This window comes from Intrasporangium sp., assembly GCF_035280925.1.
Lineage (GTDB): Bacteria > Actinomycetota > Actinomycetes > Actinomycetales > Dermatophilaceae > Intrasporangium.
The window spans coordinates 1-16,090 of the sequence record NZ_DATEEY010000095.1 but is presented as its reverse complement, the minus strand read 5'-3'; the positions used below and the strand labels follow the sequence as shown (position 1 = coordinate 16,090).

The 16,090-nt window shown below is 69.6% G+C and carries 19 protein-coding genes; 15 read left to right on the top strand and 4 right to left on the bottom strand.

From position 1 onward, the window contains the following. The 6 genes from VJN29_RS09550 to VJN29_RS09525 all read left to right on the top strand — a co-directional run. A partial coding sequence (locus VJN29_RS09550; protein ID WP_324143393.1) for a sulfurtransferase occupies positions 1-730 on the top strand: 730 nt, incomplete at its 5' end. 201 nt (positions 731-931) lie between these two features. Further along, positions 932-1,219, top strand: a complete 288-nt coding sequence (locus tag VJN29_RS09545; RefSeq protein ID WP_324143392.1) for a DUF6703 family protein — start codon at positions 932-934, stop codon at positions 1,217-1,219. Positions 1,220-1,378: 159 nt separating this feature from the next. After that, on the top strand, positions 1,379-2,320 hold the full coding sequence (locus tag VJN29_RS09540) for a metal ABC transporter substrate-binding protein (protein WP_324143391.1): 942 nt from the start codon (positions 1,379-1,381) through the stop codon (positions 2,318-2,320). After that, positions 2,317-3,111: a metal ABC transporter ATP-binding protein gene (locus tag VJN29_RS09535; RefSeq protein ID WP_324143390.1), complete on the top strand. Its 795-nt coding sequence runs from the start codon at positions 2,317-2,319 to the stop codon at positions 3,109-3,111. Before VJN29_RS09540 ends, VJN29_RS09535 begins: the two co-directional genes overlap by 4 nt. Beyond that, complete coding sequence (locus tag VJN29_RS09530) at positions 3,108-4,127, top strand: metal ABC transporter permease (protein ID WP_324143389.1); 1,020 nt, start codon at positions 3,108-3,110, stop codon at positions 4,125-4,127. Before VJN29_RS09535 ends, VJN29_RS09530 begins: the two co-directional genes overlap by 4 nt. Then, positions 4,124-4,519 (top strand): Fur family transcriptional regulator, encoded by a 396-nt coding sequence (locus VJN29_RS09525; RefSeq protein ID WP_324143388.1) that lies wholly within the window; start codon positions 4,124-4,126, stop codon positions 4,517-4,519. The genes VJN29_RS09530 and VJN29_RS09525 overlap by 4 nt, the downstream gene beginning before the upstream one ends. Positions 4,520-4,681: 162 nt before the next feature. On the opposite strand, the gene VJN29_RS09520 is transcribed toward VJN29_RS09525, so the two are convergent. After that, positions 4,682-5,470 carry an isoprenyl transferase gene (locus VJN29_RS09520; protein WP_324143387.1) on the bottom strand — a complete coding sequence of 263 codons (789 nt, stop codon included), beginning with the start codon at positions 5,468-5,470 and terminating at the stop codon, positions 4,682-4,684. A 34-nt stretch (positions 5,471-5,504) separates the two neighbouring features. Beyond that, positions 5,505-6,233 (bottom strand): DNA repair protein RecO, encoded by a 729-nt coding sequence (recO, locus tag VJN29_RS09515; protein ID WP_324143386.1) that lies wholly within the window; start codon positions 6,231-6,233, stop codon positions 5,505-5,507. 104 nt (positions 6,234-6,337) lie between these two features. Between recO and VJN29_RS09510 the strand changes: the two genes are divergently transcribed. The 3 genes from VJN29_RS09510 to VJN29_RS09500 are packed head-to-tail and all read left to right on the top strand — an operon-like array spanning position 6,338 to position 8,527. Next, positions 6,338-6,988 (top strand): alpha-ketoglutarate-dependent dioxygenase AlkB, encoded by a 651-nt coding sequence (locus VJN29_RS09510; protein WP_324143385.1) that lies wholly within the window; start codon positions 6,338-6,340, stop codon positions 6,986-6,988. 10 nt (positions 6,989-6,998) lie between these two features. Next, complete coding sequence (locus VJN29_RS09505) at positions 6,999-7,835, top strand: maleylpyruvate isomerase family mycothiol-dependent enzyme (RefSeq protein ID WP_324143384.1); 837 nt, start codon at positions 6,999-7,001, stop codon at positions 7,833-7,835. Positions 7,836-7,840: 5 nt separating this feature from the next. Then, positions 7,841-8,527 carry a hypothetical protein gene (locus tag VJN29_RS09500; RefSeq protein ID WP_324143383.1) on the top strand — a complete coding sequence of 229 codons (687 nt, stop codon included), beginning with the start codon at positions 7,841-7,843 and terminating at the stop codon, positions 8,525-8,527. Between the two features lie 258 nt (positions 8,528-8,785). Here the strand turns inward: VJN29_RS09500 and VJN29_RS09495 are convergent, their stop codons facing one another. Continuing rightward, positions 8,786-10,324, bottom strand: a complete 1,539-nt coding sequence (locus tag VJN29_RS09495) for a hypothetical protein (protein WP_324143382.1) — start codon at positions 10,322-10,324, stop codon at positions 8,786-8,788. Positions 10,325-10,382: 58 nt separating this feature from the next. On the opposite strand from VJN29_RS09495, the gene VJN29_RS09490 reads away from it, so the two are divergent. The 6 genes from VJN29_RS09490 to VJN29_RS09465 all read left to right on the top strand — a co-directional run bounded on the left by VJN29_RS09490 (position 10,383) and on the right by VJN29_RS09465 (position 15,255). Further along, positions 10,383-10,832, top strand: coding sequence for a hypothetical protein (locus tag VJN29_RS09490; protein ID WP_324143381.1), 450 nt, complete (start codon positions 10,383-10,385; stop codon positions 10,830-10,832). Between the two features lie 266 nt (positions 10,833-11,098). Then, the gene (locus VJN29_RS09485; protein WP_324143380.1) at positions 11,099-12,358 is read left to right on the top strand and encodes an NERD domain-containing protein; all 1,260 of its coding nucleotides are present in this window, start codon (positions 11,099-11,101) and stop codon (positions 12,356-12,358) included. 58 nt (positions 12,359-12,416) lie between these two features. Beyond that, positions 12,417-12,968: a hypothetical protein gene (locus tag VJN29_RS09480; protein WP_324143379.1), complete on the top strand. Its 552-nt coding sequence runs from the start codon at positions 12,417-12,419 to the stop codon at positions 12,966-12,968. A 255-nt stretch (positions 12,969-13,223) separates the two neighbouring features. Then, a complete protein-coding gene (locus VJN29_RS09475) occupies positions 13,224-13,445 on the top strand; it encodes a hypothetical protein (protein WP_324143378.1) in 222 nt (73 codons plus the stop codon). 317 nt (positions 13,446-13,762) lie between these two features. Beyond that, positions 13,763-13,918 carry a hypothetical protein gene (locus VJN29_RS09470; protein WP_324143377.1) on the top strand — a complete coding sequence of 52 codons (156 nt, stop codon included), beginning with the start codon at positions 13,763-13,765 and terminating at the stop codon, positions 13,916-13,918. A gap of 467 nt (positions 13,919-14,385) precedes the next feature. Then, the gene (locus VJN29_RS09465; protein ID WP_324143376.1) at positions 14,386-15,255 is read left to right on the top strand and encodes a hypothetical protein; all 870 of its coding nucleotides are present in this window, start codon (positions 14,386-14,388) and stop codon (positions 15,253-15,255) included. 87 nt (positions 15,256-15,342) lie between these two features. Here the strand turns inward: VJN29_RS09465 and VJN29_RS09460 are convergent, their stop codons facing one another. Continuing rightward, positions 15,343-15,933 carry a suppressor of fused domain protein gene (locus VJN29_RS09460; protein ID WP_324143375.1) on the bottom strand — a complete coding sequence of 197 codons (591 nt, stop codon included), beginning with the start codon at positions 15,931-15,933 and terminating at the stop codon, positions 15,343-15,345. Positions 15,934-16,090: the final 157 nt, after the last annotated feature.

Below are 16,090 nucleotides of genomic sequence, written 5' to 3'. Positions count from 1 at the left end.
GGCCGAGTACGCAGCGGGTCACGTCCCGGGCGCCTTCTTCGTCGACCTCGACACCGAGCTGGCGGCGCAGCCCGGCGAGGGCGGCCGGCACCCGCTGCCCGACCCCGCCGTTGTCGAAGGCGTGCTCCGCCGCTGCGGCGTCAGCGAGGGAACGCGTGTCGTCGTCTACGACGGCAAGGAGTCGTATGCCGCTGGGCGGGCCTGGTGGGTGTTCCGCTGGGTCGGTCTCCGCGACGTCCGCGTGCTCGACGGCGGGTTCGCCGCGTGGGTGGCCGCCGGTCTGCCCGTGAGCACCGAGGTCCCCGAACCGCACCATGGGGCCTTCGTCGGCCGCCCCGGCTCGATGCCGACGGTCGACGCCGAGGGAGCCGCGCAGCTGGCGCGAACGGGGCTGTTGCTCGATGCCCGGGCTCCGGAGCGTTTTGCCGGCGAGCTGGAGCCCATCGACCCGGTGGCAGGTCACATCCCCGGTGCGATGAACAGCCCGACGACGGAGTGGCTGGGCGACGACGGCAGATTCCGCCGGGATCTGTCCGACCACTGGGCCAGCGTGGCCGGCGACCAGGCCAATGGCGACGTCGCCGTCTACTGCGGGTCCGGCGTGACGGCGGCGCACCACGTCCTCGCGCTCGCCGAGCTCGGTGTCGACGCGGCGCTCTTCCCCGGTTCGTGGAGCGAGTGGATCCGTGACCCGAGCCGCCCGGTCGCCACCGGCCCCCACCCGAACTGACAGGATCCGACGGGTCGGCCGCCCAGTCGCCGGTGACCGCCCCCCTGATCGAGTCAACAGCTTTCGCAGCCTTCGACCCCGAAAGCTGTTCACTCGATCAGGTCATTGAGCGGGCGATCAGGTCATTGAGCGGGCGATCGGGTCGTTGAGTGGGCCGGGTCGTTTGGCCAGGACCGGCGGGCTGTCCGTAGGGTGTGCGTCGTGACATTGAGCTTCCGGTCCCGCGTCGAGCACGCCTCCGCAGCCTGGGTGGAGCGGATGAACGCCGTCCCCCGAGCGGTCGCGCTGGGCGTCCTGGTCCTCGTCCTGGCCGTCGGCATCCTCGCCCCGCCGCCATGGAGCGGGATCGCCTTCCTCCTCGTGACCGCGTTCGTGGGCTGGCTGCTCTTCCTCACCTGGCAGCGGCTCACCTTGCCGGAGCGACTCATGCGGATCGCCGTGCTCGTGCTGGCACTCGCCGTCGCGATCGTCGGACTCGTCCCTGGCTGAGCCGACCCGAGCCGACCTGAGCCGACCTGAGCCGACCCGAGCCGACCCGAGCCGACCCGAGCCCACCCGAGGAGCCAGCGCCCAGGCGTGAGCCGGCCCAGCGGCATACGCCCGGATTTGCTTTTGACAATCATTCTCATCCCGAGAATGATTCTCAGCATGAAGCGTGGTCTGGCTCTCGAGGCCATCATCCTGGCGACGATCCTCGCCACCGCAGCCTGCGGCGCCAGCTCGCCCGGCGGCGACGGGGACAAGCCGGACGTTGTCACGAGCTTCTATCCCATCCAGTTCGCCACCGAGCGGATCGCGGGCGGGGCTCTCGACGTCAGCGTCCTCACCAAGCCCGGGGCGGAGCCGCACGATCTCGAGATCACGCCGCAGGACCTGGGCCGGATGACACAGGCGTCGTTCGTGGTCTACTCCAAGGGCTTTCAGCCGGCCGTCGACGAGGCGGTCGAGCAGGTCGAGCCCGACCGCCTCGTGGACGTCTCGGGTGCCGCGAACCTGAGCCTGACCCCGGCGTCTGACGAGGGCCACGCCGACGAGAGCGCGGAAGAGCACGCCGGGCACGCTCACGAGGGGGCGGACCCGCACTTCTGGCTCGACCCGCAGCGCTACGCATCCGTCGCTCAGGCCATCGGGGCGCGTCTCGCCGCGGTCGATCCGGATGGCGCCGCGACCCTGGACAGGAACACGCAGGCCTTCGTCGACGAGCTCGCCCGGCTCGACGCGGAGTTCACCACGGGTCTGAAGTCATGCTCCATCAGGGCGCTCGTGACGAGCCACTCCGCCTTCACGTACCTCGCGGAGCGCTACGGCTTCGAGCAGCACGGCATCTCGGGCGTCTCCCCCGAGGCCGAGCCGAGCGCTGCGGGGCTGGCCAGCATCAACGCCCTGGTCCGGGACCGCGGCGTCACGACGATCTACCAGGAGACGCTCGTCGAGCCGCATTTCGCGCAGACCGTCGCCGCCTCCTCGGGGGCGAGGGTGGCCACGCTCGACCCCCTGGAGGGGATCACCGACGCGTCGGCGGGAAAGGACTACTTTGAGGTGATGCGGAGCAACCTCGCGACGCTCAAGCAGGGGCAGGACTGCTCGTGACCACCGTCATCGAGCTGAAGGACACGTCGTTCGGCTATGGCGAGCGCCCCATTGTCACCGGCGCCAGTCTCGCCATCAACCGCGGTGAGGTCGTTGCGGTCCTCGGCGCCAACGGGTCGGGCAAGTCGACGCTGATAAAGGGCATCCTCGGCCTCAACCAGCGACTGTCCGGCAGCGTCACCCTTTTCGGGACGCCCGCGGACGACTTCAGCGACCGGGCGCGGATCGGCTACGTGCCGCAGCGACACACCCTGTCCGCCTCGGTCCGGGCAACGGCGGAGGAGATCGTCGAGTCGGGCCGGCTCCCACGACTGGGCTGGCTCGGCCGCCTCGGGGCGACCGACCGCCAGATCGTGTGCCGTTCCCTCGACCTCGTCGGGCTGGCGGACCGGTCCGGGACGGAGGTGAGCACCCTCTCGGGAGGACAGCAACGACGGGTCCTCATCGCCCGCGCCCTTGCCGGCCAGCCGGACGTGCTCATCATGGACGAACCCACCGCCGGCGTCGACGCCGTCAACCAGCACGTCCTCGCCGACGTCCTCGGCCGCCTCGTCGAGCGGGACGTGACCCTGGTCATCGTCACCCACGAGCTCGGGGCCCTCGAGGGCCTGCCCACCCGGATCATCGTCATCGACGGTGGCCGCATCGCCTTCGACGGCGACCCGGACCGGTACGCCACCGCACGGGACGCGGTGCACCACGACCACGACAGCCACCACCACGACCTCGAGCTGGTGCAGCCGCCCGCGATGGCGCACGGTCCCTTCGACCCCCCGGCAGGTACGCCATGACGGAGATCCTGTCGCTCGACTTCATGCAGCGCGCGCTGGTCGCCGCCCTCCTCGTCGGGGTCGTCGCCCCGATGGTCGGCATCTTCGTCGTGCAACGTCGGATGTCGCTCATCGGCGACGGAATGGGCCACGTGGCGCTCGCCGGCGTTGCAATCGGACTGGTCACCGACCAGAGCCCGGTGCTGACGGCGCTCGTGGCCGCGGTGATCGCGGCGGTCGCCATCGAGCTGCTGCGAGCCCGGGGGCGCACGAGCGGTGACGTGGCGCTCGCGATCATCTTCTACGGCGGGATCGCGGCCGGCGTCGTCATCATCAGCATGGCGCCCGACGGCACCCCCGCGAACCTGGTGAAGTACCTCTTCGGCTCGATCCTCACCGTGCGGGAGAGCGACCTGGTCGTCTTCGCCGTCCTGGCCGTCGTCATCGCCGCGACGACGTGGGTGCTGAAGCCGCGGCTCTTCGCGGTCGCCAACGACGAGGAGTATGCCCGGGCCGTCGGTCTGCCCGTGTTCGCGCTCAACATCGTGCTGGCCGTGCTCACCGCGACGACGGTCGTCATCGCGATGCGCATCGTCGGGCTGCTTCTCATCAGCGCGCTCATGATCGTGCCGAATGCCGCCGCGCAGCTCTTCTCCCGCAGCTTCGGCTCAGGGCTGCGCTGGGCCATGCTGCTGGGAATCGTGTCGGCCGTCGGCGGCGTGCTCGTCTCGTACCCGCTCAACACCCCCTCCGGCGGGACCATCGTCCTGGTCGCCGTCGGGCTGTTCGTCGTCATCGCCGTCGCGATGAGCCTCCGTGAGCGGCTCCGCGCACGTCGGCACGACATGGCCGAGCGGCACGACCACGAGCACGGACCGGACTGCGGCCACGAGAGCATTCCGCACGGCGACCACGTCGACTACGTCCACGACGGCCACCTGCATGCCGCCCACCAGAGCCACTACGACGAGCACGGCGAGGTCGCGGCCGCGGCGGCTGCGACGACGAGGCCTGCAGAGGAGGACGCAACCCGATGACGACGACGCCGCGCAAGCCCACGCGCCAGCAGGCTGCCGTCGCCGATCTGCTCGACAAGTACGGTGACTTCACCTCGGCCCAGACGGTCCATGCGCGGCTGCGCGAGGCCGGTCAGGGGGTGGGACTGGCGACCGTCTACCGCACGCTCCAGGCCATGGTCGAGGCCGGGACCGTAGACATGCTGCGCACCGACGACGGCGAGGCCGTCTACCGTGCGTGCTCGACCCACCACCACCATCACCTCGTCTGTCGCGATTGCGGCCGGACCGTCGAGGTCGAGGGGCCGGCGGTGGAGAGGTGGACCGACCGGGTCGCCGCCGAGCACGGCTTCACGGACGTGACGCACAGCCTGGAGATCTTCGGGACGTGCGCCGAGTGCTCCCGCGCCTGAGTGGGCGGCGGGCAGGCGCGGCACTTCGGCTGGGAGCGCGCCCAGCGGCATACGGCCACTGATGGCGTATGCCGCTGAGCTGGCTTCGCACCCAGGCTGACTCACGCGGGTGGTCGGCTCCTCACGCCGCGGCGTAGGCGGGTGTCGCACCAGCCCCGGACGTCACTCAGCTGCTGTCGACGTGTCCACGGCGCCGCCATAGCGGCGGTCGCGGGCGACGTACTCCTCGATCGCCGCCCACAGATCGCGCCGGTCGTAGTCCGGCCACAGCCGGTTCTGGAAGACCATCTCCGCGTAGGCCGACTGCCAGAGCAGGAAGTTGCTGGTCCGCTGCTCGCCGGACGACCGCACGAACAGGTCGACGTCGGGCATGGCGGGCTCGTCGAGGTAGCGCTTGATCGTCCGCTCGTCGACAGCACTCGGTCTGAGTCGACCGTCCTTGACGTCAAAGGCGATTCGCTGGACGGCGTCGGCGATCTCGGCCCGACCGCCATAGTTCACGCAGAAGTAGAGGGTGAGCCCGGTGTTGTGCTGCGTCAGCTCCTGGGCGATCTCCAGCTCCTTGATGACCGACCGCCAGAGCCTCGGGGAGCGGCCGACCCAGCGCATCCGCACCCCCCACTCGTGGAGCTGGTCGCGCCGGCGTCGGATGACGTCGCGGTTGAACCCCATGAGGAAGCGGACCTCGTCTGTCGAGCGGCGCCAGTTCTCCGTCGAGAAGGCGTAGGCGGACAGATGCGTGACGCCGACCTCGATCGCTCCGGCGACCACGTCGAGCAGCGACGCCTCCCCCGCCTCGTGCCCCTTGGTCCGCGGCAGCCCTCGCGCGTTGGCCCACCGGCCGTTGCCGTCCATGACGATGGCGATGTGGCGAGGCATCGCCTCGGCGGGGATGGCCGGTGGTCGCGCGCCGGACGGGTGCGGGAAGGGCCGCTGGTAGGGCTGCGTCATGGCTCTCCGGTCGATGAACGGGTTCAGTTGTGGCTCAGGCGCGCTCGACAAGTCGCAACGATCTCACACCGCGCTCGAGGTGCCACTGGAGGAAGGCGGCGACCAGACCGCTCCCCTGACGCCGATGCCGCTCCTCGCTGGAGTCGGCGGTCTCCCAGTCGCCGGACAGGAGGGACGCAAGGAGGGCGAACGTCTCGGGCGCGGGCGCGCTCGAGCCAGGTGGGCGGCATACGGAACACACGGCACCTCCGGACTGCACGTTGAACGCGCGATGGGGGCCCTCGGCGCCGCAGCGCGCACAGTCGAGGAAGCTCGGCGCCCAGCCGGCGACGGCGAGAGAGCGGAGCAGGAAGGCGTCGAGGACGAGCGGCGGGTCGTGCGCCCGCTCGGCGAGGGACCGGAGGGCGCCGGCGAGCAGGAGGTACTGCTGGGTCTGCGGCTCGTGCTCCTCGGTCAGCTGGAGCGCCGTCTCGAGCATCGCGGCGGCCGCCGTCCAGGCGGCGTAGTCGCGCGCGATCGCGTCGCCGTAGGGGGCAAGGGTCTCGGCCTGCGTCACCGTGTCGAGGTTGCGCCCCTCGTAGCACTGGACGTCGACGACCATGCCCGGCTCCAGCCGCGCGCCGAAGCGCGACTTCGTCCGTCGCACGCCCTTGGCGACGGCGCGCACGCGGCCGCGCGTGCGTGTCAGCATCGTGATGATGCGGTCGGCCTCACCCAGCTTGTGGGTGCGCAGGACGATCGCCTCGTCACGGTAGAGCGGCATGGGGCCATTCTCCCCTGCGCGCCCTCCCCCGCCGAACCGCACCGCCGGGACGATGGCGCGATTTGCATCGAACACTCGTTCGAGGTTTGGGTTACATTGGGTGGATGGATCTCGCACTTCAGGGCTCCTTGCTCGACCTCGGCGACGCCATGACGCTCGGGGACCTGCCCGGCAGCCTGCGACGAATGGAGCTCGGCCCCGGGGCTTGGGTCGACGTGCGCCCCGGCTGGCTGGTTGCCGGCGACGAGCTGTTCGCCACGTTGGTCCGGGACGTGCCGTGGCGGGCCGAGCGCCGCAAGATGTACGACAACGTCGTGGACGTGCCGCGGCTGACGAAGTTCTACGACCGGGGTGAGCGCCTTCCGCACCCGATCCTCGAATCGGCTCGCGACGCGCTCAGCCGTCACTACCGCGAAGAGCTCGGCGAGCCCTTCGTCACGGCAGGGATGTGCCTCTATCGCGACGGGCGCGACAGCGTCGCCTGGCACGGCGACCGGATCGGCCGCTCGAAGGACCTCGACACCATCGTGGCGATCCTGTCGCTCGGATCGTCGCGGACGCTGGCGCTCCGCCCGCGCGATGGCGGCCCGATTCCCGGCTCCCGCCAGAAGTCCTTGCGCTTTCCGCTCGGGCATGGTGACCTCGTCGTGATGGGCGGGTCGTGCCAGCGGACGTGGGACCACTCGATCCCCAAGACGTCCGAGCCGGTCGGGCCGCGCATCTCCGTGCAGTTCCGCGTGGCAGGAGTGCGTTAGGAGGTCCCGTATGCCGCTGAGCCCGCCCCCAGCCGCGAGCGTCGTCCCAGCCGTCCCCTACGTCGACCACCTCAGGCAGGAGTCACGGCTCTTCTGGGAGCTGATCTCCGGAACGGCGGGAGGAGAGCGGGTCCCGTCGTGCCCCGACTGGGACGCCGACGACCTGCTGTGGCACCTCGGCGAGGTGCAGTGGTACTGGGGACTGATTGCAGAGCGCGGGCTCACGCGAGAGGACGAGGTCCGGGGCCTCGCGTCGGCGCGCGAGGAACGCCCGGCGGACCGGGCCGGGCTGCTCGCCCACTTCGAGCGGGCGAGCGAGCGGTTGCAGCGGATGCTCAGGAGTCTCGACCCGCAGACCGAGCTGTGGATGTGGCACACCGACCACTCGGCCGGCTACATCAGCCGTCGCCAGGCACACGAGGCGCTCATCCACCGCATCGACGCCGAGCTGACGGTGGGTGCCGAGCGCTCACCGGTCGACTGCCGCCTCGCCGCGGACGGCGTGGACGAGGCCCTGCGCGTCATGCGCGGCTACCCGCCCGAGTACGGCCTGGCGGCGTCACCGCTCGGGCCGAGCATCACCGTCGCCGTGGTCGACGGGTTCCATACCTGGACCGTCACGCCAGTGCACGTGACGGGAGTCGATCCGGACGGCGACACCTGGGATGAGCGGCGTTTCGCGGTCGCGGATGGACCCGACGAGGCCTCGGTCGCGGAGATCGCCGGCACGGCTGGCGACCTCGACTGCTGGCTCTGGAACCGGCCCGCCCACGGCGAGATCGCCCGCACGGGCGACGAGGCGGCGCTGGCCCTCGTCGACGAGGTCCTGTCCTCCTCGGTCGACTGAGAGCCATGGGTGCGCACGGACGGATCGTCATCCTTCCCAGCCCGCTGCTTCCCACCCTCGCGTACGCAGGCCTGGCCGAGGCGCTGACGCGGGCGGGCGCCGAGGTCTCGATCACTCGAGCGGATCTGGGACCGGGTGAGGGGGCGGCCGAGCTGGTGAACCGCTGGGCAGGGGAGCTGGAGCAGGGCAGCCTCATCGTCGCCCACAGCAATGCCGGCTACCTCGCGCCGCTGGTGCGCGAGAAGGCCGGCTCTCACCAGGGCATCGTCTTCATGGACGCGGCCCTGCCTCCCGAGTCCGGCACCTTCACTCTCGCTCCGGCCCGGTTCCGCGAGCTGCTCGGTCGGCTGGCCGACGGCGCGGGGATGCTTCCCGCATGGACCCGGTGGTGGCCGCGGGAGCAGCTGGCCGACGTCATCCCCGACGAGCAGTTTGACCAGATCGACCGAGCCTGCCCCCGGCTGTCGCTGCCGTACTTCGATTCGCAGCTCTGCGCACCGACCGATTGGACAGCCGGGCCGAACGCGTACCTCGCCTTCGGCGCCACGTATGCCGATGAGCTCACCTTCGCCCGGCGGCAGCTCTGGCCGAGTGCCACGCTGACGGGCAGCCACCTCGCATTCGTGGGCTCGCCGGACGAGGTGGCGGCGGCCCTGCTCGACCTCGTGGAGCAGCTACCTCGGGGTGGTTGACCACACCGGGGCGGTGGCGATGTATCTCAGCCCCGAAGGCGAGTCTCCTACCTGATCACCGCGCATCATGCGGGCGGGCACGTCGCCTCGTCCGTGCCGGGGTCAGGGGGACTCCCCATGGAAATCACCAGCTGCCCGGAGTGCGGCTCCGCGGCCGAGGTGCTCTGGCGCACCGAGCTCGAGAGCACGGCCGGACGGGTCGAGCATGCAAAGGTGCTCTGCCTGAACCGCCACGGCTTCCTGCTGCCGACAGCGGCCCTACCTGCCGCCGACGAGTCGGCGCACGGGCTCCATGACCGAGCCGAGGTCGGGCCTGGTCCGAACCACGGCTGCGAGGCTGACGACCACCGGCACGAACGCGAACAGGTATCGGGACCGGCCCTGGAAGGCGAGGGTGAAGGCAGCAATGCCGAGCACGGTGACCGCCAGGATGACCGTCTCGCGCCGCGCTGGCACGCGTAGCAGTCCGAACCCCGCAACGAGCAGGACCGCGAGCCAGAGGCCCTGGGCGAAACCGGTCCGGATCGGGTACCAGCTTCCGTGCAGCCCGTTGACGGAGTTGACGGCCTCGGCGACGGGTCCGTGCGGCATCACTCGGCCGGGTTCCGAGTCCAGTCCCTCGCCCCATGCCCAGAACATGCCGTCACCCCAGTTCCACGCCGCCTTGTTGGCAAAGAACGCGAGGGTCCCGATCGGCCCCCGCTCCTGCCACCGGTCCCCGATGTATGTCCCGGCGTACTCCCGCATCTCGGCAGGAGTGCGACCTCGGATGGCCTCGACCATGTCGCGTCGGTACGTGCCGTACTGAGCGGCTCCCTCGGCGTTGACCTGCTCGCTCATCCCGCTGGCCAGCCACCAGACGACCGGCGGTGAGACCTGCGGTTCGATCCGGTTGCTGTCAAGCCCTGTCACGGCGAATGCCCCAGCGGTCAGCGCGGTGCTCAGGACGATGAACGCGACGACCGCTCCGGCCGCTGAAGCGATGAGAACTCTCGCCCGGCCCATGGACCAGTCGGTCAGTAGCACCATGGCAACCACCACGAGCGCGACGATCACCACAGCGGGGGTCGTCTTGATGACGTAGGCGACGGCTATCGCGGCGATCGACAGGCCGCCCAGGACGATGCGTGCCCCCCACCCGGGGCGCCGCCACGCCGCGGTCGCCAGGGCCAGTCCACCGACGATGAACGGCATGGCATAGAAGTCGGTGTAGGGCACGCTGACCCAGGGACTGGTGCCGACGAGCGCGAGGATGACGAGCTGGGTGACAAGGGCGGGACCACGGCCGGCCACGGGCATGACAAGGAGGTGAGCGGCATACAGCGTCACAGCGACGCACACGCCGGTGAGCGTGATGAGGACGGCGTCGGGAGCCAACCCGAGGGCGGCGCCGACCTCGACCCCGAAGCGGTCGATGACGAGGAGCGGGATGTTGTTGGGAAACTGCGACAGGTAGTCGTACTCGCCGTCGGTGAGTCGGCGCCCGGCGTGGGTCGAGCGCGCCATCTCGAAGATGACCCGTGCGTCCCACCCGAAGTCGTACCGCAGGGCCAGTCCGAGACCGGTGGCGACCCCGCCACCGGCGGTGGCGACAACGATCGGCATCCAGCGGTTCTTGAGGACCTCGGGCACGCGGCCGAACCACCCGATGGCCAGCGCGACGATGAGCACCGGCACGACGATCCGGGGGTCGTACGAGATGTTCGGCTGCCGCGGCGCCACCACGGCCACCACAGCCACGGTGACGAGCGCAACCCCGGTCAGCCGGAGCAGCGCCCTGGCGACCGGGTTGTCCATGGGGCGAGACGCTACCCGACCGTGTCGAGGTCCCATCACCGCGCGTAGCATCGAGCGGATGGCGCAGATCGAGTACCGGTTCCTCTCGGCCACGCCACACGTGAGTGCCACAGCAGCCTACGTGCCCGTCGGTGATCCCTCGCTCCCACGCAAGACCCGGATCCCCCTCGGCCAGTACCCGTACCTTCGCGGCCTCGGGTTGGACTGGATCGACCGGTACGACGAGGCCGTTGTCGACGAGGCGGACGCCTTCGTAACGGGCCACCTCGACGGCATCGACGCGGAGCGTGCCGGGCATGACCTGTCGGTGTACCTGTGCGATTGGGCCGTCGCCAACGACGACGCTGCACAGTGGGTTCTCTGGCCGAAGGGCACGTGCTACGTCGAGCTGGGCGGTGACTTGCTCGACCCCTACCCGCACGTCGTCACGTGCATCGCCGACCGGCAGCCGGTCGCGCGCAGGTTCGTCGACAAGGCGCGAGAGCTCAGCGCGAAGCCCCCAACCTGAGCACGCGGCGGCGATTGGCTGGGCCGCGACGCGACCGGATCGTGCCGTGTTGGTGCACTCATCCAACGGAGGTTGTGCGATGGCAGTGGACGCCTTAATCGCGTTCGTCGCGGTGTATGACTCCGTCGCTGATGCTGAGGCTGACTACAAGCTGGTCAAGGACCTGCACACACAGGCAACCTGATCGATGCGTATGACGCCGTGGTGGTCGAGCGCGACACGGACGGCAAGGTCAAGATCACGAAAAGCACGAGACGCCCACCCGCGTGGGCGGCGTTCCCGGTGCGGGCATTGGCCTGGCAGCCGGGCTGGTGGTGGCACTGTTCCCGATCGCCGTGATCGGCGGAGGTCTGCTGGCGGCCACCAGCGGCGGCGGCGCGGTTCTCGGCGCGGTGGCCGGTCACGCGGCTGCAGGTATGAGCCGAAAGGACCTGAAGGAGCTCGGCGAGTACCACGACGAGGGTCAGGCGGGCCTTCTCGTCGTTGGTGTTTCCGACATGGGCGCGAAGATCGAAGCGTCGATGAAGAAGGCACTTCCACTCCTGACCAGAGCTCCGACGGGCGGGCCGGCGAGCCGCTTCGGGCGGTCCAGACGCGCTGTCCTGCTGGAGCGTTCCCCGCTCGCCGGTCACCCCTGCGGCGTAGAGTCGCCCGATGTGAGCGGTCAGGGGGACACGCCGGTTGGCTCCGACGAGAAACGGATGAAGCTGCGCTACGCCGGTGTCTGCAGGGAATGTGGTCTTCGCTTGCCGGCTGGCACGACCGCCATCTACGACCGGGCGAGCCGGACGGTCCGCTGCACCGAGTGCCCCGCCGAGGTAAGCACCGGGGCTGCCTCTGTCGCCGAGGCTTCCGATGCGGTGGACATCGGGCACGTGCACGGCTCAGCAGGTGCCTCGGCCCGCCGGGAGTCCCAGCACCGCAGGGCCGCCCGCGAAGAGCGGGTGCGCGCCAACCATCCCAGGCTGGGCGGTCTCCTGCTCGCTCTCTTCGACGACCCGCAGTCGACCAAGGCCTGGACGACGGGCGCCGATGGTGAGGAACGGCTCGGGACGCGGCTGGACGCCCAGGCCGGCCCACTGCTGCGGGTCCTCCACGATCTGCGCATCCCGGGCAGCCGGGCGAACATCGACCACGTCGTCGTGTGCCCGAGCGGGGTCGTCGTGATCGATGCGAAGAAGTACCGGGGAAGACCACAGTTGCGGGTCGAGGGTGGGATCCTCAGGCCGCGCGAGGAGCGGCTGGTCGTCGGCGGCCGGGACCGAAGCCGGATTGTCGACGGCGTCCTCGGGCAGCGCGAGCTGGTCCGCGCGTCCCTCGGCGACGGGAACGAGCTGCCCGCCAAAGCCGTGCTGTGCTTCGTCGGTGCGGACTGGCCGCTGATCGGCGGTGACTTCGAGACTCGCGGCGTTCACGTGCTCTGGCCGCGGAGACTCACCTCGCTCCTGGCCGAGCCCGGACCCCTGACCGAGAGCGACATCGCCCGGACCCACCAGCTCCTCGCCTCCCTCTTCCCCACCGCCTGAGCCGGCCGGCTCGTCTGTCTGGAGGACAGACTCCGAGCCGTGGTCCTACAGTCTTGGAATGCCACCGATCCCTGGTGCACGGCTGCCACTTCTCTTCATCGAGGGGTCCGAGGCCAAGGAGATCAGCCGGAACGTGTCGTCAGTGGCCGTGCACGTGACCCGGAGACGGGCAAGGGCGAAAGTGCAGATCGCGGGCCCACTGCCGGATGCCGACTCCCTTCGCGTAGATGCCCCTGCCACCACGATGGCGCTGATGCTGACACCCGACGAGGAGTGCTTCTCCGGACGGCTGACCGCTGTTGAGGCGCGGATGCCCTCCGGAGCGCCACCATCGACCGTCCTCCTCTCGGTGGGTACCGCCCCCCACGCGCGACCGGGACCGGCTCTCCCGTTGCGCTTCGGCGTAGAGATCGAGTCAGGCACCGTGCGTCGCAACCGCCGCGGCTGGAGAGCGAGGTGCACTTCCGCCACACCGGGGCTGCGCTGGGGCAGTTGGGTCGACCTGACGACGCACGATCCACTATTCGACGGATCCCTCCACGTGGTCGAACTCCGGTACCGCTTCGACGCCGTACGTGGTTTCAACGTCGAGTTCGTGGCCGAGGGCTGATCCTTTGGTCGGTCGGTGCGCTTCCTCAAGGAAGAAGGAAGGGCTCACCTTCCAGCCCGCGGTCCGGGCTGTACTCGCTCAACCCGAACGGACTCTCGCGCGCTTCGACCGTCGGGGCACGGTCATATCCCGATTGGACCGCGCCTCGCTGATTCTTAGGCAAGCTGAGTCAGTCGGCGGCCACTGGGCGACGGAGCCGGAGTGCAGTCGTGTCAAACCGGTCCCTGGCGCGGATGTGTCGGGCAGACTCGCCGCATGTCCGATCAGTCAGACCCGCTGGCACCCGCCTCTCCGCGCCCGCTACCCCCGTCGGTCCCATTGCCGCCGCCGGACGACCCGTGGCTGCGGCGGATGGTGCCCCGAGTCGAGCTCGCGATCGACGACCTCGTGCGCGGGTACGTCCGTCACCCGTTCCTGCACCGGGTCGAGCACTCCCCTGCACGCGCAGCTCTACAAGCTGCTGACCGCCATCCCTGAGCTTGACGAGACCTACGAACTCGGCGGCACCGGCTACCGGACGGGACTGGTGCACAAGGAGTGGCCCGAGACCATCGGCCGCCCCAGCAAGGCCAAGGACGGACGCCCGCCACGGCGTGGCAGCTTCGACCTGGCCGTCCTTGCGCCGTCGCAGCTGCAGGCCGTCACCTCGCTCGACCAGTTCACCCGCGGCACCATCCAGGCGCCCATCGTCATCGAGCTCGGGCTGGGTTACGGCGAGAAGCACCTGACCGGCGACAATCGAGAAACTCGAGTCCAGCCAGGTCCCGCACCCCTATTTGGTGCACTTCTCGCACGTGCCCTCACGCAAGCACGCCCTCACCGAACAAGCCGTACTCGCCGTCAGGCCGCCGCTGCAGATCGCCTACGTACGACACGAGATGGACACCGGCCAGCTACACCGCAAGGACCGGGCTGACCCGACCATCAGCACCGTCGCCACCGCCGGGTAGTTCAGCATGGACCACCGGACGGCCATCCCAGCCGGGACGCGGATCGCTTGACCCTGCCCTTCAGCCGAGACCGAGGATGCGCAACGTCGCGCCCGGCACGCCCGCCGGGAGCAGCTGACGGTCGCGATCCGGCGGCTGTTCGCCAACGCACCGCGGCACCTACGGCTCGCCGCGGATCACCGCGGAATACGCGAGAGAACGGTAACCGCCGCCCTCCGCACCGCTGGAGCAGGCATCACCCCCAGGAGGCCCCATGGGCCGGAAGGTCGCCGGGCGGCTCGCGCAGGAGGAGCTGGACCAGGAGTTGTCTATTTGCAACTGGTGAAGGACCGGACGGCGTGCAAGGTTGTCCACAGCGGGCTGGCGCCAACTATGGCGGGAAGGGGCTCGCTGATGGTCCGTGAACCCGTTGGAGGGCACCCGTCATGACAGCTGTCCCAGAGCCCCGACCCCTCTACCGCCGCCCCGTGGAGATCGGCCGGAGAGTCTTCTTCTCCCTGCTCGAGGTCGGGTTGAAGGCCTATGGGGCGACCGCCGCGTTGAGCATCGCCCTCAGCGATAAGGAGACCATGGGCGGGAAGGGCTACGACGCGCTCAAGGCGGTGCCCAACCTGGTGCAGCGCTACCACCAGGCGAAGTATGTGGTCGACCATCGAGAGCAAGTCCAGGCTGCCCTGGACTACGCCCACGACCATGCACTCGATCCCCCGCGGCTAGAGACGGCGGTCCAGAGGAGCTCCGAGACGCTCGAGCGCATCACGACGACGTACACCGAGGTCACTCAGGCACGGGAGGCCTTCTTCAGCATCCGCCCGACCAACATCCTGGAGAGCATCCCGCGGGTGAAGGAGCACGTCGATAGGGCATGGGCGGCGAAGCCCTCGCGCGAGTCGATGGACCACCTCGCGGACCAGGCGGAGCACGTCGAGAACTTGCTGCAGCAGTTGGACCTTCAGGACCCCTACGTCCGCGGGCTCTATGCCACCCTGCTCAGGGTCATGGACAACTTCGCGAGCGACGAGATCGCGGCCACGCTCGCCGCCATGGCAGCCGCGTTCGCGCTCGGGTACGTCCTCGGTATGGCAGCCGGCTATTGGGGCCGCAGAGGCAGGCCCGGCTTCATCGCTGGCACGCTGCAGAGATGGGGCACGCGTCACTTCAGGGACTGGTACATAGCGAATCTTGAGTACGCCATGAGCTGGCCTCTCTATGGCGTCGCGCGCGAGCGCATCCAGAGGGACATTGTGGCGGAGCCGCACAGGGCGCTCGACCCGGAATCCCTCCAAGAGCTCGAGCGGTACTTCGAGCGCCGGCTCAGAGAGAAGCGTGCGCTCTAGTGGTTGCCTTCCGACGGCGGCTCGCGAGCAACCTCACGCGTTCAACCCCATCTGACCGGCGCATGGACAGGGGCACTGAGAGTGCGGTCAGCGAGCTGGGTCGGTGACGAGCTCCGGCGATTGACGGGCAACGTCTTGGAGAACTTCGGCCGTCGAGGACTCATGCATTCGCTGGAGCTCGGCTCCTGTGATGCCGACGACCTGGAGGAACTCCAAGGATCCATTGGGCGTCTGTATCTCCGGCAACTTGGCGTCGGTCGTGAATGCGACAGCGGTCAGACGGGTGTCCGGGGAGCCGGTGATTGTGCTGCCCGGGTCGAGTCGGTGACCCGGCCCGAACGGTGAGCCGTTGGTGAAGACATACGCCCCGAGCTGGCGGAGCAACGTCAGCGGCCAACCGGGAGGCTGCTCCTTCGCGTGTTTGCGCGGGGTGCGCATGGTCAGCTCGAATCCCCACCCGCTGACCGCAGGGTCGTCGCTCTCCTTCGCATACAACTCGCTCAGTCCAAACGTGACGAAGAACCACACACCCGGGAGCCGGTAGGCGCTGATGCCGTAGACACCGTCCTGTCCGGGCAGCAGTCCGGTCGACCAGTGCATCGGGCCGCCTTCTGGCCTCAGGTGCTGCCCTACGGCCGCCTCGATCGCATCCCACCCCGGCGCCTCGTCGTCATCCACCCACGCAACATATCGGTCGGCCGGCGCTCCCGAAGGGTCCTCGAGTGGACTCTCACCGCCGCGGATACGGCCGTCAACAACGACTCAGGGGGTTACCCCGGAGACTCCCGCGGCAGTCGCGGTGGGCGCACCCGGACGATGTCCTTGGTACCAGTCG

Bases quoted from the DNA above. Each gene is read 5' to 3' on its own strand.
- VJN29_RS09500 (WP_324143383.1), top strand. From the start codon at position 7,841: ATGGGTGCGCACGGACGGATCGTCATCCTTCCCAGCCCGCTGCTTCCC.
- VJN29_RS09490 (WP_324143381.1), top strand. From the start codon at position 10,383: ATGGCGCAGATCGAGTACCGGTTCCTCTCGGCCACGCCACACGTGAGT.
- VJN29_RS09510 (WP_324143385.1), top strand. From the start codon at position 6,338: ATGGATCTCGCACTTCAGGGCTCCTTGCTCGACCTCGGCGACGCCATG.
- VJN29_RS09520 (WP_324143387.1), bottom strand. From the start codon at position 5,470: ATGACGCAGCCCTACCAGCGGCCCTTCCCGCACCCGTCCGGCGCGCGA.
- VJN29_RS09480 (WP_324143379.1), top strand. From the start codon at position 12,417: ATGCCACCGATCCCTGGTGCACGGCTGCCACTTCTCTTCATCGAGGGG.
- VJN29_RS09475 (WP_324143378.1), top strand. From the start codon at position 13,224: ATGTCCGATCAGTCAGACCCGCTGGCACCCGCCTCTCCGCGCCCGCTA.
- recO (WP_324143386.1), bottom strand. From the start codon at position 6,233: ATGCCGCTCTACCGTGACGAGGCGATCGTCCTGCGCACCCACAAGCTG.
- VJN29_RS09540 (WP_324143391.1), top strand. From the start codon at position 1,379: ATGAAGCGTGGTCTGGCTCTCGAGGCCATCATCCTGGCGACGATCCTC.
- VJN29_RS09505 (WP_324143384.1), top strand. From the start codon at position 6,999: ATGCCGCTGAGCCCGCCCCCAGCCGCGAGCGTCGTCCCAGCCGTCCCC.
- VJN29_RS09530 (WP_324143389.1), top strand. From the start codon at position 3,108: ATGACGGAGATCCTGTCGCTCGACTTCATGCAGCGCGCGCTGGTCGCC.
- VJN29_RS09525 (WP_324143388.1), top strand. From the start codon at position 4,124: ATGACGACGACGCCGCGCAAGCCCACGCGCCAGCAGGCTGCCGTCGCC.
- VJN29_RS09495 (WP_324143382.1), bottom strand. From the start codon at position 10,324: ATGGACAACCCGGTCGCCAGGGCGCTGCTCCGGCTGACCGGGGTTGCG.